The 17,472-nt window shown below is 67.9% G+C and carries 16 protein-coding genes and 2 tRNA genes; 16 read left to right on the top strand and 2 right to left on the bottom strand.

The features are described from left to right. Window positions 1-12: 12 nt before the first annotated feature. From uvrB to AC2A1N_RS11210, 3 genes are all read left to right on the top strand, one after another. Entirely contained in the window at window positions 13-2,037 is a 2,025-nt protein-coding gene (uvrB, locus tag AC2A1N_RS11220) for an excinuclease ABC subunit UvrB (RefSeq protein WP_061478487.1), read from the top strand. Between the two features lie 106 nt (window positions 2,038-2,143). After that, window positions 2,144-2,218 (top strand) — tRNA-Val (locus tag AC2A1N_RS11215). A 98-nt stretch (window positions 2,219-2,316) separates the two neighbouring features. Next, window positions 2,317-2,391, top strand: a tRNA-Val gene (locus AC2A1N_RS11210). Between the two features lie 126 nt (window positions 2,392-2,517). On the opposite strand, the gene AC2A1N_RS11205 is transcribed toward AC2A1N_RS11210, so the two are convergent. Beyond that, window positions 2,518-2,820 carry a hypothetical protein gene (locus tag AC2A1N_RS11205; protein ID WP_242891949.1) on the bottom strand — a complete coding sequence of 101 codons (303 nt, stop codon included), beginning with the start codon at window positions 2,818-2,820 and terminating at the stop codon, window positions 2,518-2,520. A 182-nt stretch (window positions 2,821-3,002) separates the two neighbouring features. Here AC2A1N_RS11205 and AC2A1N_RS11200 point away from each other — a divergent pair, with 182 nt between their 5' ends. Next, on the top strand, window positions 3,003-3,143 hold the full coding sequence (locus tag AC2A1N_RS11200) for a hypothetical protein (protein ID WP_242891947.1): 141 nt from the start codon (window positions 3,003-3,005) through the stop codon (window positions 3,141-3,143). Between the two features lie 79 nt (window positions 3,144-3,222). On the opposite strand, the gene AC2A1N_RS11195 is transcribed toward AC2A1N_RS11200, so the two are convergent. Next, window positions 3,223-3,507, bottom strand: a complete 285-nt coding sequence (locus AC2A1N_RS11195; protein WP_061478485.1) for a hypothetical protein — start codon at window positions 3,505-3,507, stop codon at window positions 3,223-3,225. A gap of 176 nt (window positions 3,508-3,683) precedes the next feature. Here AC2A1N_RS11195 and AC2A1N_RS11190 point away from each other — a divergent pair, with 176 nt between their 5' ends. The 12 genes from AC2A1N_RS11190 (at window position 3,684) to pgsA (ending at window position 17,244) form a co-directional block, all read left to right on the top strand. Further along, window positions 3,684-4,355 carry a response regulator transcription factor gene (locus AC2A1N_RS11190; RefSeq protein WP_049415866.1) on the top strand — a complete coding sequence of 224 codons (672 nt, stop codon included), beginning with the start codon at window positions 3,684-3,686 and terminating at the stop codon, window positions 4,353-4,355. A gap of 1 nt (window position 4,356) precedes the next feature. Beyond that, window positions 4,357-5,700: a sensor histidine kinase gene (locus AC2A1N_RS11185; RefSeq protein ID WP_484372262.1), complete on the top strand. Its 1,344-nt coding sequence runs from the start codon at window positions 4,357-4,359 to the stop codon at window positions 5,698-5,700. A gap of 59 nt (window positions 5,701-5,759) precedes the next feature. Beyond that, window positions 5,760-8,159, top strand: a complete 2,400-nt coding sequence (locus tag AC2A1N_RS11180) for a DNA internalization-related competence protein ComEC/Rec2 (RefSeq protein WP_242891936.1) — start codon at window positions 5,760-5,762, stop codon at window positions 8,157-8,159. A gap of 3 nt (window positions 8,160-8,162) precedes the next feature. Continuing rightward, window positions 8,163-8,825, top strand: a complete 663-nt coding sequence (locus AC2A1N_RS11175; RefSeq protein WP_061478482.1) for a MotA/TolQ/ExbB proton channel family protein — start codon at window positions 8,163-8,165, stop codon at window positions 8,823-8,825. Between the two features lie 3 nt (window positions 8,826-8,828). Continuing rightward, window positions 8,829-9,251 (top strand): ExbD/TolR family protein, encoded by a 423-nt coding sequence (locus AC2A1N_RS11170; RefSeq protein ID WP_019658998.1) that lies wholly within the window; start codon window positions 8,829-8,831, stop codon window positions 9,249-9,251. Then, window positions 9,248-10,996 (top strand): lipid A export permease/ATP-binding protein MsbA, encoded by a 1,749-nt coding sequence (gene msbA / locus AC2A1N_RS11165; RefSeq protein WP_242891927.1) that lies wholly within the window; start codon window positions 9,248-9,250, stop codon window positions 10,994-10,996. Before AC2A1N_RS11170 ends, msbA begins: the two co-directional genes overlap by 4 nt. Next, window positions 10,996-12,015: a tetraacyldisaccharide 4'-kinase gene (gene lpxK / locus AC2A1N_RS11160; protein WP_242891925.1), complete on the top strand. Its 1,020-nt coding sequence runs from the start codon at window positions 10,996-10,998 to the stop codon at window positions 12,013-12,015. Before msbA ends, lpxK begins: the two co-directional genes overlap by 1 nt. Window positions 12,016-12,090: 75 nt before the next feature. Beyond that, on the top strand, window positions 12,091-12,864 hold the full coding sequence (gene kdsB, locus AC2A1N_RS11155) for a 3-deoxy-manno-octulosonate cytidylyltransferase (RefSeq protein WP_242891923.1): 774 nt from the start codon (window positions 12,091-12,093) through the stop codon (window positions 12,862-12,864). After that, a complete protein-coding gene (locus AC2A1N_RS11150) occupies window positions 12,861-13,349 on the top strand; it encodes a low molecular weight protein-tyrosine-phosphatase (RefSeq protein WP_484372259.1) in 489 nt (162 codons plus the stop codon). Before kdsB ends, AC2A1N_RS11150 begins: the two co-directional genes overlap by 4 nt. Next, complete coding sequence (locus AC2A1N_RS11145; RefSeq protein ID WP_005415983.1) at window positions 13,346-14,758, top strand: NHL repeat containing protein; 1,413 nt, start codon at window positions 13,346-13,348, stop codon at window positions 14,756-14,758. Before AC2A1N_RS11150 ends, AC2A1N_RS11145 begins: the two co-directional genes overlap by 4 nt. Further along, complete coding sequence (gene uvrC, locus AC2A1N_RS11140) at window positions 14,755-16,599, top strand: excinuclease ABC subunit UvrC (protein WP_053500510.1); 1,845 nt, start codon at window positions 14,755-14,757, stop codon at window positions 16,597-16,599. The genes AC2A1N_RS11145 and uvrC overlap by 4 nt, the downstream gene beginning before the upstream one ends. Window positions 16,600-16,617: 18 nt before the next feature. Beyond that, window positions 16,618-17,244, top strand: coding sequence for a CDP-diacylglycerol--glycerol-3-phosphate 3-phosphatidyltransferase (pgsA, locus tag AC2A1N_RS11135; protein ID WP_005412825.1), 627 nt, complete (start codon window positions 16,618-16,620; stop codon window positions 17,242-17,244). Window positions 17,245-17,472 lie beyond the last annotated feature (228 nt).

Below are 17,472 nucleotides of genomic sequence, written 5' to 3'. Positions count from 1 at the left end.
ACTGGCAACACCATGAGCGACAGTTTTGAACTTGTCTCGCCGTATTCGCCGGCGGGCGACCAGCCCAACGCCATCGCGAAGCTGACCAGCAACTTCGAGGCCGGCATCGCCAAGCAGACCCTGCTGGGCGTGACCGGCTCGGGCAAGACCTACACCATCGCCAACGTCATCCAGAACGTTCAGAAGCCGACGCTGATCATGGCACCGAACAAGACGCTGGCGGCGCAGCTGTATGGCGAGTTCAAGGCGTTCTTCCCGCACAACGCGGTGGAGTACTTCGTCAGTTATTACGACTACTACCAGCCCGAAGCCTACGTGCCGTCGTCGGACACCTTCATCGAGAAGGACAGTTCGATCAACGAACACATCGAGCAGATGCGGCTGGCCGCGACCAAGACCCTGCTGTCGCGCCCGGACGCGATCGTGGTGGCCACGGTGTCCGCGATCTATGGCCTGGGTGCGCCGGAAGACTACCTTTCACTGCGCCTGATCCTGTCCAAGGGCGAGCGCATCGACCAGCGCGACCTGATCAACCACCTGACCCAGCTGCAGTACACGCGCAATGAGTACGAGCTGCAGCGCGGTACCTTCCGCGTGCGCGGCGAAGTGATCGACGTGTTCCCGGCCGAGTCGGACAGCGAAGCACTGCGCCTTGAACTGTTCGATGGCGAGGTCGAGAAGATCACCCTGTTCGATCCGCTCACCGGCGAGACGCTGCGCAACATGCAGCGCTTCACGGTCTACCCGAAGACGCACTATGCGACCACGCGCGAGCGCGTGCTGGCGGCGATCGAGACGATCAAGGTGGAGCTGAAGGAGCGGCTGGAGCAGCTCTACGCACAGAACAAGCTGGTGGAGGCGCAGCGCCTGGCGCAGCGCACGCAGTTCGACCTGGAGATGATGGCCGAGGTCGGTTACTGCAACGGCATCGAGAACTACTCCCGGCACCTGACCGGCAAGAATGCCGGCGAGCCGCCACCGACCCTGTTCGACTACCTGCCGCCGGATGCGCTGCTGGTGATCGACGAATCGCATGTGACCATTCCGCAGATCGGCGCCATGTTCAAGGGGGACCGCTCGCGCAAGGAAACCCTGGTTGAGTTCGGTTTCCGCCTGCCGTCGGCGCTGGACAACCGCCCGCTGCGCTTCGAGGAATGGGAGGAGCGCTGCCCGCGCAGCATCTACGTGTCGGCCACGCCCGGGCCCTATGAACTGCGTGAAGCCGGTGACGAGATCACCGAACTGGTGGTGCGCCCGACTGGCCTGATCGACCCGGTGGTGGAGATCAGGCCGGTCGGTACCCAGGTCGACGACCTGATGAGCGAGGCCAACGCGCGCATCAAGGCGGGCGACCGCGTGCTGGTCACCACGCTGACCAAGCGCATGGCTGAAAACCTCACCGAGTACCTCACCGAACACGGTATCCGCGTGCGCTACCTGCACTCGGACGTGGATACGGTCGAGCGCGTGGAGATCATCCGCGACCTGCGCCTGGGCAAGTTCGACGTGCTGGTCGGCATCAACCTGCTGCGCGAAGGCCTGGACATGCCCGAGGTATCGCTGGTGGCGATCCTCGATGCCGACAAGGAAGGCTTCCTGCGCTCCACCGGCTCGCTGATCCAGACCATCGGCCGCGCCGCACGCAACGTGCGTGGCAAGGCGATCCTGTACGCCGACAAGATCACCCGCTCGATGCAGGCGGCGATCGATGAGACCGACCGGCGCCGTGCCAAGCAGGTCGAGTACAACGAAGAACATGGCATCGTGCCGCGCTCGGTGGCGCGCCCGATCGTCGATGTCCTTGAAGGCGCGCGTTCGGATGCCGCCGAGAAGGAAGCCAAGAAGGGTAAGGGCAAGGGCCGGGCGGGTGTGGCCGAAGAAGCGGCCGACTATCGTTCGCTGTCTCCGGCGCAGCTGGCGACCCGTCTCAAGGCGCTGGAACAGCAGATGTACCAGCACGCCAAGGACCTGGAATTCGAGGATGCCGCACGGGTGCGTGACCAGATCCGGCAGCTGAAGGAAGCCAGCCTGGGCTGAACGTGGCAGTGCAGCATCATCTTCACAAAAGTATTGCGCTTCACGGCCCGCATCCGTAATATACGCGGCCTGCACCGACGCAATCGCGGAAATGCAGAAGCAAAACGGGCGGTTAGCTCAGCGGTAGAGCACTACCTTGACATGGTAGGGGTCACAGGTTCGAACCCTGTACCGCCCACCACGAAACCCTCGGAAGAGGGTTGTCGTGAACTGCAAAGCCCGGCCCTGGCGCCGGGTTTTTACGTAGCAAGGCCAGCCTTCGGGCGGCAAGAACACGATGGGCGGTTAGCTCAGCGGTAGAGCACTACCTTGACATGGTAGGGGTCACAGGTTCGAACCCTGTACCGCCCACCACCTGCTCCCGGCGTTGCCGGTGAAGCGGTGGAAACGATGAAAGCCGGCCCCGGGGCCGGCTTTTTTCGTTCCGGCGAGCCTGGCGTTCCCGCGAAGCTGCATCCGTGCCGGTTCATTGGCATGAAATCAGTGGGTAATGCTGATCGAACGCTGGATGCGCCACTGGCCGTCGACGCGTTCCCACAGCTGCGCCACACGTACCGGGGCCAGTGCCGGATGAGGGCTGGCGCCAGTGTCGTCTGGCGATTGCTGGCTGCCCAGCCGCAGCACGCGGTCCTGGCGCAGGTGATAGAGCTGAAGGGGCTGCGCTTCATGTATGGCCTGCCGATCCTCGGTGCGCAGGATCTGGCTGCGCAGGGCATCCTCGGTGGGCCCGCAGCCGTCGCCGAACAGGCTGGAGAACAGCAGGATCAGGGCAAGCATCGGCATGGCACGGTGCTCCAGCGGGAAAGTGCGTGCAGGCTGGCAGGGTCGGCCGGGCATCGCAGCCGGCCTGCGACGAAGGCGGGAATTGGGCCGCCAAAGGCAGGCAGATGGCGATGAATCCGGGCCGCGCAGGCGTAGACTCGGCGCTGCTGCGCAAACGCGCCATTACTGCAAGGAGCTGCCGCATGAGTGATCACGTCCCGGTGTCCAGGCCCAATCCGCTCCTGGAACGCCTGTTCGGCGGCAACATGCTGGAAGGCACGATCAAGGCAGTGATCTGGGTCGCAATCCTGAGCGCGCTGCTGGCGTGGACCACGCTGCGCTGAATGACGCTGCCGCGCCAGGCCTGCCGGGTGGCGGGTCCTGCTGACCCGATCACTCCCGCTGCCGCCGGTGCGGGTGCTGTCAGGCGCTGAAGGCCTGGCGCAGGCTGCGCAGGGTGGCCTGGCGATGTTCCCTGGCCGTCGGCTCGCCCATTTCCAGCTCCTGCAGGCGCAGTCCGACCAGAGTCATCGCCAACGCATAGCCGCGTGCCGCGTCGGCAACGCGTGACAGGCTCACTGCACGGCGGGCCAGTGCATTCACATGTTCAAGGTCGGGCATCAGTCCCAGATAGGCGCGTTCTGCGCTGTCCAGGTCCGGTGCACGCAGGATCGCGTGGGCTTCTGCGGTGGGGGAGACGGAGGCCATGGGGGTCCTTGTCAGGGGCAGCGACAGCATCGTTCGGCCACATTGCGGGTGATGGCTGCGCATGCTGAAGGGGCAACATTGTCAGAACATTGCGCCTGCAACCGCTGGCATGCATGGGCGCAAAACCATGGCCCCAGGCACTATGATCGGCAGCGTTTCCGGTAGACGAGTTCCTGATGCGCATCCTCCTGGTCGAAGACGATCCTGATCTGTCCCGCGCCCTGCAATCGGGTCTGGAGCGGCAGGGCGTGGTCGCCGATGTGGTCGGCAGCCTGGCCGAGGCCGCGCTCGCGTTGCGCGAACCGGTGCACCAGCTGCTGCTGCTCGATCGCCAGCTGCCCGATGGCGATGGTGCTGGATTCGTCGCGTCGGCGCGTGCGCTGCGGCCGAACCTGGCGGTGATCATGCTCACCGCCAAGGGCACGCTGTCGGACAAGGTCGAAGGCCTGGACGTCGGTGCCGATGACTATCTGGTCAAGCCGGTGGCGATCGAGGAGCTGATGGCACGCATCCGCGCGGTATCGCGCAGGCCTTCGGCGATGGTGACGCCGAGCCTGCGGCTGGGGCGGCTCGAGTTCGATTTCGAATCGCTGCAGGCACAGGTGGAGGGCCAGCCCTTGGCATTGCCACGTCGGCAGGTGCTGGTGCTGCAGGCGTTGGCGATGCGGCAGGGCCGCACGGTGACCCGCAGTGCCCTGGAGGCTGCAGTGTACGGGTTCGATGATGAGATCCAGTCCAATGCGCTCGATGCGCATATCTCCAAGCTGCGCAAAGCGCTGCAGCAGGCCGGGGCGGGGGTGGAGATCCACGTGATCCGGGGCGTCGGCTACCTGCTGGCGGAGGCCTGAGATGGCCCGTCCGATCCGTTCGATCACCCTTGGCCTGGCTTGGCGCCTGTTCCTGGCACAGGCCTTCACCGTACTGTTCGCGGTGGTCGCGTTGATCCTGACCTGGGGTGACAAGGACTCCTGGGGCATGGACATGTTCGTTGCCGAGGCGGTGGCCAAGGCGGTGCACAGCGAAGGTGGCCGCCTGGTGCTGGACCAGGCGCGCTGGGACAAGCTCGATGCCAACGCCGGTGGAAATCTCTGGTTCGCCGCGGTGGATGACAAGGGCATGTGGCTGGAGCGCGGCACCATCCCAGCGATCCACGCGCCGATGCTCGCGCGGCTGCCGACCGTGGGCGCCACGGAACTGGGCTCGCTGGTGCCCCCTTACCTGGACGTGGCGCGGGTGATGATCCGCAACGAGGACGGGCGCCGCATCACCGTGATGGTCGGTGGCGCACCCAAGGGCGGGCTGCTGGATGGCGCGCTGATGGTGCTGCGCCTGATCGGCCTGTGGTTCTTCCTGCCACTGATCGTGGTCACCCTGCTGGTGATGCCGACCGTGATCCACCGTGCAATGCGCGGCGTGCGCCGTTCTGCGCAGCAGGCCAAGGAACTGGATATCGGCCAGCCCGGTGCGCGGCTGGATGCGCGGCTGGTCTCCACGGAAGTGGCGCCGCTGGTGGAAGCGTTCAACGATGCTATCGACAAGGTGCAGCAGGGCTACGCCGCGCGCGACAAGTTCCTCGCCGACGCGGCGCACGAGCTGCGCGTGCCGATCGCCGTGGTGCAGGCGCGCCTGGCGCAGCTGCCACAGGGTGAGCTGAAATCGCAGTTGCTGACCGACGTGGCGCGGCTGGGCAATGTTGCCGAGCACCTGCTCGATCTGCAGCGCCTTGACCGCAATGTCGGCGCATTGCAGCGGCTGGACCTGGCGCTGCTGGTGCGTGAGGCCGCCGCGGACCTGGCGCCGTTGGTGGTCGGCGCCGGCTATGGATTCGAAGTGGACGCGCCGGAATCGCCGGTGTGGATCCACGGCGACAGTCTGGCGCTGGGGCGGGTGATTGCCAACCTGGTGCACAACGCGATCGTGCATGGTGGTGGCCGTGGCACCATCTGCGTGCGGTTGGATACGCGTGGCTTGCTGGAAGTCAGCGATCAGGGCGCGGGCATTCCAGTGGGCGACCGCGAGGCGATCTTCGAGCCGTTCCATCGCCTGCGCGCGGCGGGCAGCGGCAGTGGCCTGGGCCTGCATCTGATGAAGGAGATCGTGCAGCACCACGGTGGCTCGGTCAGTGTCGGTGAGGCTGCGGGAGGCGGCGCAAGCTTCCGGGTCAATTTCCATCGCGGCAGCGTCCGGCGCTGACGCGTTTGCGGGGCAAGTCCCGATAGGCAACCTGCCGCCGGTAGCGGCAGGCTGGACACATGGCCGTCGAGCGTTCCCCGTCTCCCTTGCTGGGCAGTGGCGCCGCTGCGGCACTGACACTGGGGGCGCTGGCCTGCGTGCAGCTGCCACAGCTGCCGCCGCTGTGGGGCTGCATGGTGATGATCGTGCTTGGCATGGCAGGGTGGGGCCTGCGTTGGCGGGGGCGCCTGCCCGCGGTCGTGCTGCTGGGCGCCGGATGGACGGCGATGCACGGACACTGGGCAATGCAGGAACAGCTGCCGCCAGGCCAGCCAGCACGGGATGTGGTGGTCAGTGGACGGGTCATCGATCTGCCGGACCATGGAGCCGCGCACACCCGCTTCCTGCTGCAGGTCAGCGAGAGCAGCGAACTGCCATCGCTGCGCGGCAAGCGCCTGCAGGTCACCTGGAACGATGCCTGGCGTGCCGCTGACGCCACCGACGCCGGGCGTGGGCGCCATCAGGTCCTGGCCGGCGCGCAGTGGCATCTGGCCCTGCGCGTGCGGGCGCCGCGTTCGCGCATCAATCCCGGTGGTTTCGACGGTGAACGCCATGCGCTGCTGCGCGGCGTGTCCGGCAACGGCACGGTTCGGGCGCCGACCAGCGCGCGTGAGCTTCAGGCCGCGCATGGCCTGCCGGCGTGGCGTGAACGCACCAGCGCCGCCATCGCCGCGCAGGTGGCCCATCCAGCTGCGCGCTTCGTGCAGGCGCTTGCCCTGGGCGATACACGTGGCCTGTCCGACGCCGATTGGGATCAGTTGCGGGCGCTGGGCCTGACCCATCTGGTGGCCATTTCCGGGTTCCATGTCGGGGTGGTGGCGGGACTGGGGGCGTTGCTGTGCCGAGGGCTGTGGTGGCTGTGCCCGCTGCTGGGCCGGCATTGGCCACGCCCCCAGGCGGCGGCCTGCGCCGCGGCCCTGTCCGCAGCGGGCTATGCGGTGCTGGCCGGCGGTGAATTGCCGACCGTGCGCACCGCACTGATGATCGGGCTGGTGGCGCTGGCGCGTAGCGGGCGGCGCCCACTGGGTCTCGTGCAGGGGCTTGCACTGGCGGCGCTGGCGCTGCTGCTGCCGGCGCCCCTGTCAGTGCTGTCCGCGGGCTTCTGGCTCAGCTTCGGCGGCGTCCTGTGGCTGGTCTGGTGCCTGCCGCAGGGACGTCCGCGAGGCGTGGTCGCCAACCTGCGCGGGTTCCTGGCCGCACAAGGGGTGGCCAGCGTCGGCCTGTTGCCGCTGGGCATCGCCTTGTTCGGCGGCACCGCCTGGCTGGGGCCGCTGGTGAACCTGCCGGTCATCCCGTGGTGGACATTGCTGGTGGTGCCCTTGTCGCTGCTGGGCACCGCCCTGCAGGTGCTGCATGACGGCGCCGGATGCTGGGCGTGGCGTGCAGCGGCGTGGTTGTTCGAAATCAGCTGGCAGGCCCTGCAGCCACTGGCGGCGCATCCACAGGCGATGTGGTGGTTGGCCGAGGCACCGGCCTGGGCAGTGCCGGCGGCGCTGCTGGGCGTGTTCTGGTGGCTGCTGCCACGCGGTGCCGGGGGCGGGCTGGCTGGCCTCCTGCTGTGCCTGCCGCTGCTGTGGCCATTGCGCGAGCGGCCGGCCGAGGGGGAGCTGGAGCTGCTGGTGCACGACGTCGGGCAGGGCACGGCGGTGTTGCTGCGTACCGCGCGGCATGCGCTCTGGTACGACGTGGGACCGCCGGTCGGGGGTGAGGGCAGTGAGCGGGTCCTGGTTCCGTCATTGCGGGCGCTGGGGCAGGCACGGCCCGACCGCGTGCTGATCAGTCACGACGATCTCGATCATGCCGGCAACCTGCCGAGCCTGCGCCTTCAGTTGCCGGAGCTGCCCCTGTTGGCGCCGCCGGGCAGCGCGATCGCCGGGGCCGGGCGCTGCCAGCGCGGCCTGCGCTGGCGCTGGGACGGCGTCGACTTCCAGGTGCTGCACCCGGATGCCGGCAGCCAGCGGGCTGAAAACGAGGACAGCTGCGTGCTGCGCGTGGCCAGCGCGCATGGTGGGGTCCTGTTGCCCGGGGACATCGGCCGCCCGGCCGAACAGGCGCTGCTGCGGGCGTCTCCGGCGGCGCTGAAGGCGGATGTGGTGCTGGTGCCGCACCATGGCAGCGGCGGCAGCTCCAGCGCGCCCTGGGTGGCGGCGGTGTCAGCCCGGCTGGCGCTGGTTTCGGCCGGGCACCAGAACCGCTTCGGCCACCCGCGGCGGGACGTGGTCCGGCGCTGGCAGGCGCAGGGAGCCGAGGTGGTGTCCACTGCGGAGTCCGGGGCGATCCGCGTATGGCTTGGCGCACAAGGGCTGCAGCTGCGTGAACAGCGTATCCATGCATCCCGATGGTGGGATGCCGCTGGGCGGGCGCGGTCGGCTGTTATCCTATCGCCGATCAAACAAGCGGCCGTTGGGCCGGAGGGTTGAAACGTGTGGGAACTGGTCAAGGCCGGTGGCTGGCCGATGGTGCCGCTGCTGCTGTTGGGCGTACTGGCTTTGGCGATCATCCTGGAGCGTTTCTGGTCCCTGCGGCGGACTGAAGTGCTGCCGCCCGGCCTCGGCCAGGAAGTGCGCAACTGGGCCGCACGCGGCAAGCTTGACCCGGCGCACCTGCAGACCCTGCGTGCCAACTCGCCGCTGGGGGCATTGCTGGCGGCCGCGCTGGAAGCCCGCAATCGTCCGCGCGACCAGATCCGCGAGCGCATCGAGGACACCGGCCGCCACCTGGTGCACCGCATGGAACGTTTCCTCAACGCGCTGGGCACCATTGCCTCGGCCGGCCCGCTGCTGGGCCTGCTGGGCACCGTGATCGGCATGATCCAGATGTTCCTGGGCATCCTCGACCATGGGGTGGGCGACGTGAACCAGCTGGCCGGCGGTATCGGCAAGGCGCTGGTGTGCACCGCCACGGGCATGATCGTGGCCATTCCGGCACTGATGTTCCATCGCTACTTCAAGGGCCGCATCCACGGCTACGTGGTGGAAATGGAGCAGGAAGCCAGTGCCCTGCTGGACACGCTCGACGGTCGCCCCGGGGTGATGAACCCGGTCGCGCCGGCGCGACCGGCCAACGCCGCTGCGGCGAAGGCCTGATCGATGCGTATCGGCAATGACCGCTCCCAGGATGAACCGCATATCGATCTGGTCCCGCTGATCGACGTCATCCTGGTGCTGATCATCTTCTTCGTGGTCACCACCACTTTCGATGCGCGCTCGACGCTGCAGGTGCAGCTGCCGACCGCCAGCCAGCAGCCCAGCAACGAGCCGCCGCGTTCGCTCAGCGTGCTGATCAACGCCGAAGGCCGCTATTTCATCAATGACCAGGAAGTGCTGCGCAGCGACGTCGAGTCGGTCAAGCAGACCATCGCGTCCGTGGCCGGCAGTGACCGTAGCCAGCCCGTGCTGCTGCGCGCCGACGCACGCACTCCCTACCAGGCCGTGGTGACCGCGCAGGACGCGCTCGGTCAACTCGGTTTCCGTCGTATCGCCATTGCAACTGCGCCAGAGGTGCGTCCATGAGTTCCCATCACGCGCCGGTGTGGCCGATCTACAAACGTCTGCTGGGCTACACCCGCACCTACTGGGTGTTCATGGTGGGCGCGGTCATCGCCATGGTGGTCGAGGCCCTGGCCGGCTACCACTTCACCAAGCTGATGGAGCCGCTGGTCAACGAAGGTTTCGTCGACCCGCAGCCGCGCGCGGCCGTGGTGCTGCCGCTGACCATCCTCGGCCTGTTCCTGATGCGCAGCGTGGCCACCTGGGTCAGTGATTACACGCTGGCCAAGACTGGTCGCAGCGTGGTCCGCGACCTGCGTGAGCAGGTGCTGCAGAAGTACCTGCACCTGCCGTCGTCGCACTTCGATACCGAAGCGACGCCGGTGATGGTCAGCCGCCTGAACTTCGATACCGAGCAGGTCACCCAGGCCAGCGCCGACGCGCTGAAGACCGTGGTGGCCGACACCCTCACCATCATCGCGATGCTGGCGGTGATGCTGCAGATGAGTGTCAAGGTCACCCTGGCGATGCTGCTGGTGGTGCCGCTGATCGGTGGCATCGTGTCCTACGTGGGCAAGCGCTACCGGCGCATCAGCCGAGGCATCCAGGACGGCATGGGCACCATGGCGCAGACTGCCGAGCAGTCGCTGGCCGCGCAGCAGGAAGTGAAGGTGCACGGCACCCAGCAGCATGAGATCTCGCGCTACTCGCGCCTGGCCAACCGCATGCTGGCGCTGAACATGAAGGTCGAGGTCACCCGCGCCGCCGCCTCCAGCGTGGTGCAGTTCCTGGCCGCACTGGCGCTGGCGGTGATCGTCTGGGTGTCGACCCGCGAAGCCCTGGCGGGCCGGCTCAATGCCGGCCAGTTCATGGGCCTGATGACATCGATGATGGCCATCATTCCATCGCTGCGCCGCCTGACCAGCGTACAGACGTCGATTTCGCGCGGCGTGTCCGCTGCCGAGCGCCTGTTCGGCATCCTCGACATGCCAGTGGAGCGCGACCAGGGGCAGCGACGCGTGCAGCGCGTGCGGGGCGAACTGGCGTTCGACCACGTCATGCTGCGTTACCGCGAGGACAGCGGCATCGCCCTGGACGACATCAGCTTCGTTGCCAGGCCAGGCACTGTGACGGCCATTGTTGGCCGTTCCGGCAGTGGCAAGACCAGCCTGATCCGGCTGGTGCCACGCTTCTACGAGCCCAGCGGCGGTGTCATCACCCTCGACGGCGTGGCACTGGACGACTACCCGCTGGCCGACCTGCGCCGGCAGGTGGCAATGGTCGGGCAGAAGGTCATGCTGTTCGATGACACCATCGCCGCCAACATCGCCTATGGCATGGAAGCGACCGACGAGCAGATCCGCGCGGCGGCCGAGGCCGCCAACGCGTGGGAGTTCATCGCACGCATGCCGCAGCAGCTGCAGACCCCGGTGGGCGAGAACGGCGCGCTGCTGTCCGGTGGCCAGCGCCAGCGCCTGGCGATTGCCCGCGCGATCCTGCGCGACGCCCCGATCCTGATCCTCGACGAAGCCACTGCGGCGCTGGACAACGAATCCGAGCGCCTGGTGCAGGACGCGCTGCAGCGCCTGATGCCCGAACGCACCACGCTGGTCATCGCGCACCGGCTGTCGACCATCGAGCATGCCGACCAGGTACTGGTCATGGATCACGGCCGCATCGTTGAACGCGGCACGCACAAGGAGCTGCTCGAACTGGGCGGCCTGTACCAGCATCTGCACAGCATGCAGTTCCGCGATAGGCAGGACTGATGGCCGGCAAGGGCACCCAGACCCCGCCGTACTGGTATGACGGCACCCCGGTTCCGTGGGCGATGCGCCTGCTGGCGCCGCTGTACGCAGGTGTCACCGCACTGCGCCGGCGCGCCTATCGGCGTGGCTGGCGCAAGCGCCACTCGCTGCCGGTGCCGGTCATCGTGGTCGGCAACATCACCGCCGGTGGTACCGGCAAGACGCCGCTGACGATTGCCCTGGTCGAACGCCTGCGTGCGGCCGGCTGGAAGCCGGGCGTGGCCAGCCGCGGCTATGGTCGCGAAGACGCCGACAAGCCGCTGTGGGTGCAGGCCGACACGCCAACCGCGAAAGGCGGTGACGAGCCGGTGCTGATCGCCTGGAAGACCGGCGTGCCGGTGCGCGTGGACAGTGATCGGGTTGCTGCGGGCAAGGCGCTGATCGAGGCCGGCTGCGATGTGATCGTCTGCGACGACGGTTTGCAGCACTACCGGCTGGCGCGCGACATCGAGATCGAAGTGGTCGATGCCCAGCGTCGCTATGGCAATGGCCGGATGATTCCGGCCGGGCCGTTGCGCGAGCCGGTCAGCCGCGCCAGCGGGTGCGATTTCCGCGTGGTCAACCTCGGCCAGGCCGATGAGGAGACCGCGGCACAGGCCTGTGGCTTCGGTCAGTGGCCAATGGCCCTGCACATCGACAGTGCGCAGCCGCTGGCCGGTGGCCGCGCGCGCCCGCTGGCGTACTTCAAGGGCCAGCGCGTGCACGCGGTGGCCGGCATCGCCCATCCACAGCGCTTCTTCGACATGCTGCGCGCGCGCGGGATCGGCGTGGTGCCGCATGCATTCGCCGACCACCAGGCCTACCAGCCGCAGGACTTGTCCTTCGGCAGCCAGCTGCCGGTACTGATGACCGAAAAGGATGCGGTGAAATGCCGGGCGTTCGGCAACGACTGGCACTACGCGGTTCCGCTGCGCGCCGAGTTGCCCGCCGCGTTCTGGGTGGCGCTGACTGATCGCCTGGACAAGCTGCGACCGAACTGAGCGGCGCCGCGGCGCTTGCATTCACGCGCCGCTGGCCGCATTCCCGTTGTAACGAGCCTGCCGAGAACCGCCCGCATGACCGAATTCGTCGTCGCCATTCCGGCCCGCTTTGCCGCCTCGCGGCTGCCGGGCAAGCCGTTGCGCCCGCTGGGCGGTGAGCCGCTGGTGCTGCATGTGGCGCGCCGCGCGCTGCAGGCCGGTGCCCGCGAGGTCTGGGTGGCGACCGACGACCAACGCATTTCCGATGCGCTGTCCGGGTTGGCCGAGGTGAAGGTGGCGATGACCGCGACCACGCATGCCTCGGGCACCGATCGCCTGGCCGAGTGCGCACGCATTGCCGGCTGGGCCGATGACACGGTGGTGGTCAACCTGCAGGGCGACGAACCGTTCGCGCCGGCGACCGGCATCCGCGCGGTGGCAGATGCGTTGGTCGCTGGCACTGCGCCGATGTCGACTCTTGCCACGACCGTCGAGGACGCACACACCCTGTTCGACCCGAACGTCGTGAAGCTGGTGAGCAACGTGCGCAACGAGGCGATGTACTTCAGCCGCGCGCCGATCGCCTGGCACCGCGACGGCTTCGCACGCAGCCGCGACACGTTGCCGGCCGGTCACCACTGGCTGCGCCACATCGGCATCTATGGCTATCGCGCCGGCTTCCTGCAGCAGTTCGCGGCGATGCCGCCGGGCCAGCTGGAGCAGGTCGAATCGCTGGAGCAGCTGCGCGTGCTGGAAGCGGGCTACCCGATCAGCGTGGCGATCTCGCCCGAGCCGTTCCCGCCGGGCATCGATACGCCCGAGGACCTGGAGCGCGCCGAAGCGTTGCTGCAGACGATGGCCGCGCGATGAAGTTGCTGGTCGTCTGCCTCGGCAACATCTGCCGTTCGCCGATGGCCGAAGGGGCGCTGCGCGCACGCCTGGATGCCTCGCCGCTGGCCGGGCGGGTGCAGGTCGATTCGGCCGGCACGGGCGACTGGCACGTGGGCGAGCCGCCGGACCGCCGCGCGATCGCCTGCGCGGCCGGACACGGCGTGGACATCGGCGGCCTGCGCGCACGTCAGCTGCAGGCCGTGGATTTCGACCGTTTCGACTGGATCCTGTGTGCCGACGAGACCAACCTGCGTGATGCCGGGCGCCTGGCGTCGGCGACCCAGCGTGAACGGCTGGCGTTGTACCTGCCCTGGTCCGGCGGGCAGGGGCGGGTAGCCATCCCTGACCCCTACACCGGCGGCAGCGATCATTTCGAACAGGTCTGGTCGCTGGTCGACGATGCTGCAAAACGTGCGGTGGCACGACTGTTGCATGACGCCGACTCCGGCATAATCAGGTCATGAACGTCCAGCCCGTCCCGGACCTGCCCGAATTCGCCACCTGGCTCAATGCCACCCCCTGCACCCTGACCGAACTGCGCGGCCGGCCGGTCGCGCTGCTGTTCGTCAATGCGGCCTCCGCCTGGAGTGCGCAACGCCTGGCCGAGTTCGGCCAATGGCTGTCGCGCCACCCGGGCAAGCTGCAGCCGCTGGTGCTGCAGGTGCCGCGTTTTGATTTCGAACGCGATGCCACGGCCGCACTGAAGCTGCTGCGCCGTCAGGGCCTGACCATGCCCGTGCTGCTCGATGCCGACTGGGATGGCTGGCGCCGCTTCGGCGTTACCGCCTGGCCGACCATGGTGCTGCTGGACGCGCAGGGCCGCGAACAGCAACGGCTGGTCGGGCAGGGCGCGCCCGGTGAACTGGAGCGCGCCTTGAACGCGCTGTGCCAGGGCGCACCTTCGGCGCCGCCGCGTGGCGGCAGCGAGCTGCATCCGGAACCGCGCCAGGCCCTGCGCTTCCCGCAGGGGCTGGCGGTCAGCACCGAACGCCTGTACATCGCCGACAGCGGCCATCACCGCATTCTCGAATGCAGCCATGGCGGACGCATCCTGCGCCAGTTCGGCCTCGGCACCGCTGATTTCATGGACGGCAACCTCGCCGAAGCGGCATTCCACCGCCCGCAGGCGCTGGTGCTGGAGCGCGATTCGCTGTACGTCGCCGACACCGGCAACCACGCGGTGCGCCGTATCAACCTGCTGACCGGCATCGTCGACACGTTGTGCGGCAACGGGCGACCCGGTGCGCCGGTGGAAGGCCCGGTCGCGCAGGCGCGGCAGGTCTCGCTGGACCATCCGGTTGGCCTGGCCATCGCCGACAACCAGCTGCACATCGCGATGGCCGGCGACAACCGCATCTGGAGCTACCACCTGGGCCAGCGCAGCCTGCAATGGCGCGCCGGTAGTGGTTCCATTGACGAGCGTGATGGCAGTGGCCATCTGGCTGCCTTCGCGCAACCGACCGCGCTGGCCGTGGTGCAGCAGGTGCTGTACGTCGCCGATGCGTTGGGATCCTCGATCCGTGCATTGCAACTGCGTGGTGACCTGGTGCAGACCCTGGTCGGGCAGGGTCCGTGGCGCTTCGGCAGTGAAGACGGCCCGCGCGCGCAGGCCAGCCTGCAGTTCCCGCAGGCGATCGCATTGGGCGCGGACGCCCCGCTGCTGTGGATCGCCGACACCGGCAACGGTCGCCTGCGCACGTTGCGCCTGGGCGGTGGCGAACTGACCACCCAGCCGCTGCCGCGCCGCCTGCATGGCCCGGCTGGACTGGCGGTGGGCGCAGGCGCGGTGTGGATTGCCGAGACCGACGCCCATGCCGTGCTGCGATTCGACCCCGACAGCGGCGTGCTCAGCGAAGTGCCGATCAGCGAATGACCGACGTTCCCGCCCCGGCCTTCGACGGCAAGGCCTTCGCGGCCCAGCTCAGCACTGCCCCCGGCGTGTACCGCATGTACGCGGCCGACGACACCCTGCTGTACGTGGGCAAGGCGCGCGCGCTGCGCAACCGCGTCGGCAGCTATTTCAACGGCAGCCCGAAGAACGCGCGGATCATGTCGATGATCTCGCAGATCACGCGCATGGACGTGACTGTGACGCGCTCGGAAGCCGAGGCGCTGCTGCTGGAAAACCAGCTGATCAAGTCGCTGTCGCCGCGTTACAACGTCTCGCTGCGCGACGACAAGACCTACCCGCATGTGCTGCTGACCCGCGAGGACTGGCCGCGCATCGCCCTGCATCGTGGCCCGCGCGCCATTCCCGGCCGCTATTTCGGGCCATATCCCGGCGTTACGGCAGTGCGCGAAACGCTGAACCTGATGCACAAGCTGTTCAAGCTGCGCAGCTGCGAAGACAGCGTGTTCCGCAACCGCTCGCGGCCGTGCCTGCAATACCAGATCGGCCGCTGCAGCGCGCCCTGCGTGGAGCTGGTGCCGGCCGCGGACTACGCCGAATCGGTGCGCCGTGCTGCGCTGTTCCTGGAAGGCAAGAGCGACGAGCTGACCCGCGAGCTGGGCGAGCAGATGCAGGCCGCCAGCGAGGCCCTGGAGTTCGAGCAGGCCGCGCGCCTGCGCGACCTGATCTCCTCGCTGCGCAGCATGCAGACGCGTCAGTACGTGGACGGCCGCGCCGCCGACCTGGACGTGCTGGCGGTGGCCATGCAGGGTTCGCAGGCCTGCGTGCTGCTGCTGGCTTTCCGCGATGGCCGCAACCTCGGCACCCGCCCGTTCTTCCCGCGTACCAACGGCGAGGAGAGTCCGGAGGAAGTGCTGGCCGCGTTCGTCTCGCAGTACTACATCGAATTCGAGCCGCCGCGCGAGATCCTGCTGGATCGCGAGATTCCCGATGCCGACCTGCTGGTCGCGGCGCTGTCGGCCTCGGCCGAGCGCAAGGTGCAGCTGAAGTGGAACGTGCGCGGCGAGCGCGCCGGCTATGTGGAGCTGGCCAGCCGCAACGCGCAGCTCACCCTGGCCACTGAACTCAACAGCCGCAATGCGCAGCATGCGCGCAGCGATGCACTGCGCGAGATGCTGGGCCTGGCCGAGCCGGTCAAGCGGGTCGAGTGCTTCGATATCAGCCATACGCTGGGCGAGGCCACTGTGGCCTCGTGCGTGGTGTTCGACGCCGCCGGTCCGGTACGCGCGCAGTACCGCCGCTTCAACATCAGCGGCATCGAGCCGGGCGACGACTACGCCGCCATGCGCCAGGCCATCGACCGCCGCTTCCGCCGTGCGGTGGAAGAGCAGGGCGTGCTGCCGGACGTACTGCTGATCGACGGCGGCGCCGGGCAGCTGGCGCAGGCGCAGGCCGCACTGGCCGACCTGGGCGTGGAAGGTGTGCTGCTGGTGGGCGTGGCCAAGGGCGTGGAGCGGCGCGCTGGGCATGAAGCGCTGGTGATGCCCGACGGCCGCGAGCTGCGCCCCGGCGCAGCTAACCCGGCGCTGCAGTTCATCCAGCAGGTGCGCGACGAGGCGCACCGCTTCGCCATCACCGGCCACCGCGGCCGCCGGCAGAAGGCGCGGATGACCAGCAAGCTGGAGGACATCCCCGGCATCGGGCCGCGCCGCCGCGCCAGCCTGCTCAAGCATTTCGGCGGCCTGGTGGGCCTGAAAGCCGCTGGCGAAGCGGAAATCGCCAAGGTGGAAGGCATCAATGACGCCCTCGCGGCACGTATCTACGCTAACCTGCACGGGTTGGCCACGCCTGATGCGGCCGAGTAGAGAGAGAAGCACGCAAGCATGAAGTTGACCCTGCCCACCTGGCTGACGTTGTTGCGGATCGTGATGATCCCGGTGCTGGTGCTGGTGTTCTACCTGCCCTACACCTGGACCAACTTCGCTTCGGCGGCGATCTTCGGCCTGGCCGCGATCACCGACTGGCTCGATGGCTGGATCGCACGCCGTTACCAGCTGGAGTCGGCCTTCGGTGCGTTCCTCGACCCGGTCGCGGACAAACTGATGGTGGCAGTAGCGCTGTTCCTGATCGTGCAGGGCCATCCGACGCCGTGGATGGCGTTCTGGGCGGCAGTGATCGTCGGCCGCGAGATCGCGGTATCGGCGCTGCGAGAGTGGATGGCCGAGCTGGGCCAGCGCGCCAAGGTGCGCGTGGCGATGATCGGCAAGATCAAGACCACCGCGCAGATGGTCGCGCTGCTGTGCCTGCTGTATTCGGTGGCGCCGAACGTGCCGGTGGAAGACATCTGGATGGGCTGGCCGGTGTTCCACATCGGCGACTGGACCCTGGCGATTGCCGCGGTGCTGACCCTGTGGTCGGGCCTGCAGTACCTGCACGCGGCCTGGCCGAGCCTGCGCGATGACGAGCGTGCCGCCCGCGAGCGTGCACGGCAGAAGAAGCTGGGCAACTGAGCCCGGGGTCGGATCCCTTTCCGAAGGAAAGGGCTCAGACCCCACGGTTGCTGCCATCCACGCATGGCGTGGATCTACTGGAAATGCCGCATCCACGGAAGGGGCGGATCCATCAGTTTGCGGAGACACTGTAGTAGATCCACGCCATGCGTGGATAGGCGGTGCAAGACGCCTCGCAGACCCTGGAAAAAAGCGCTTGACGCCATCCTTGGAATAGGTAAAATTTCG

The sequence above is a fragment of the Stenotrophomonas maltophilia group sp. SKK55 genome (assembly GCF_057179845.1).
This window is presented reverse-complemented; position numbering and strand designations above follow the sequence as displayed.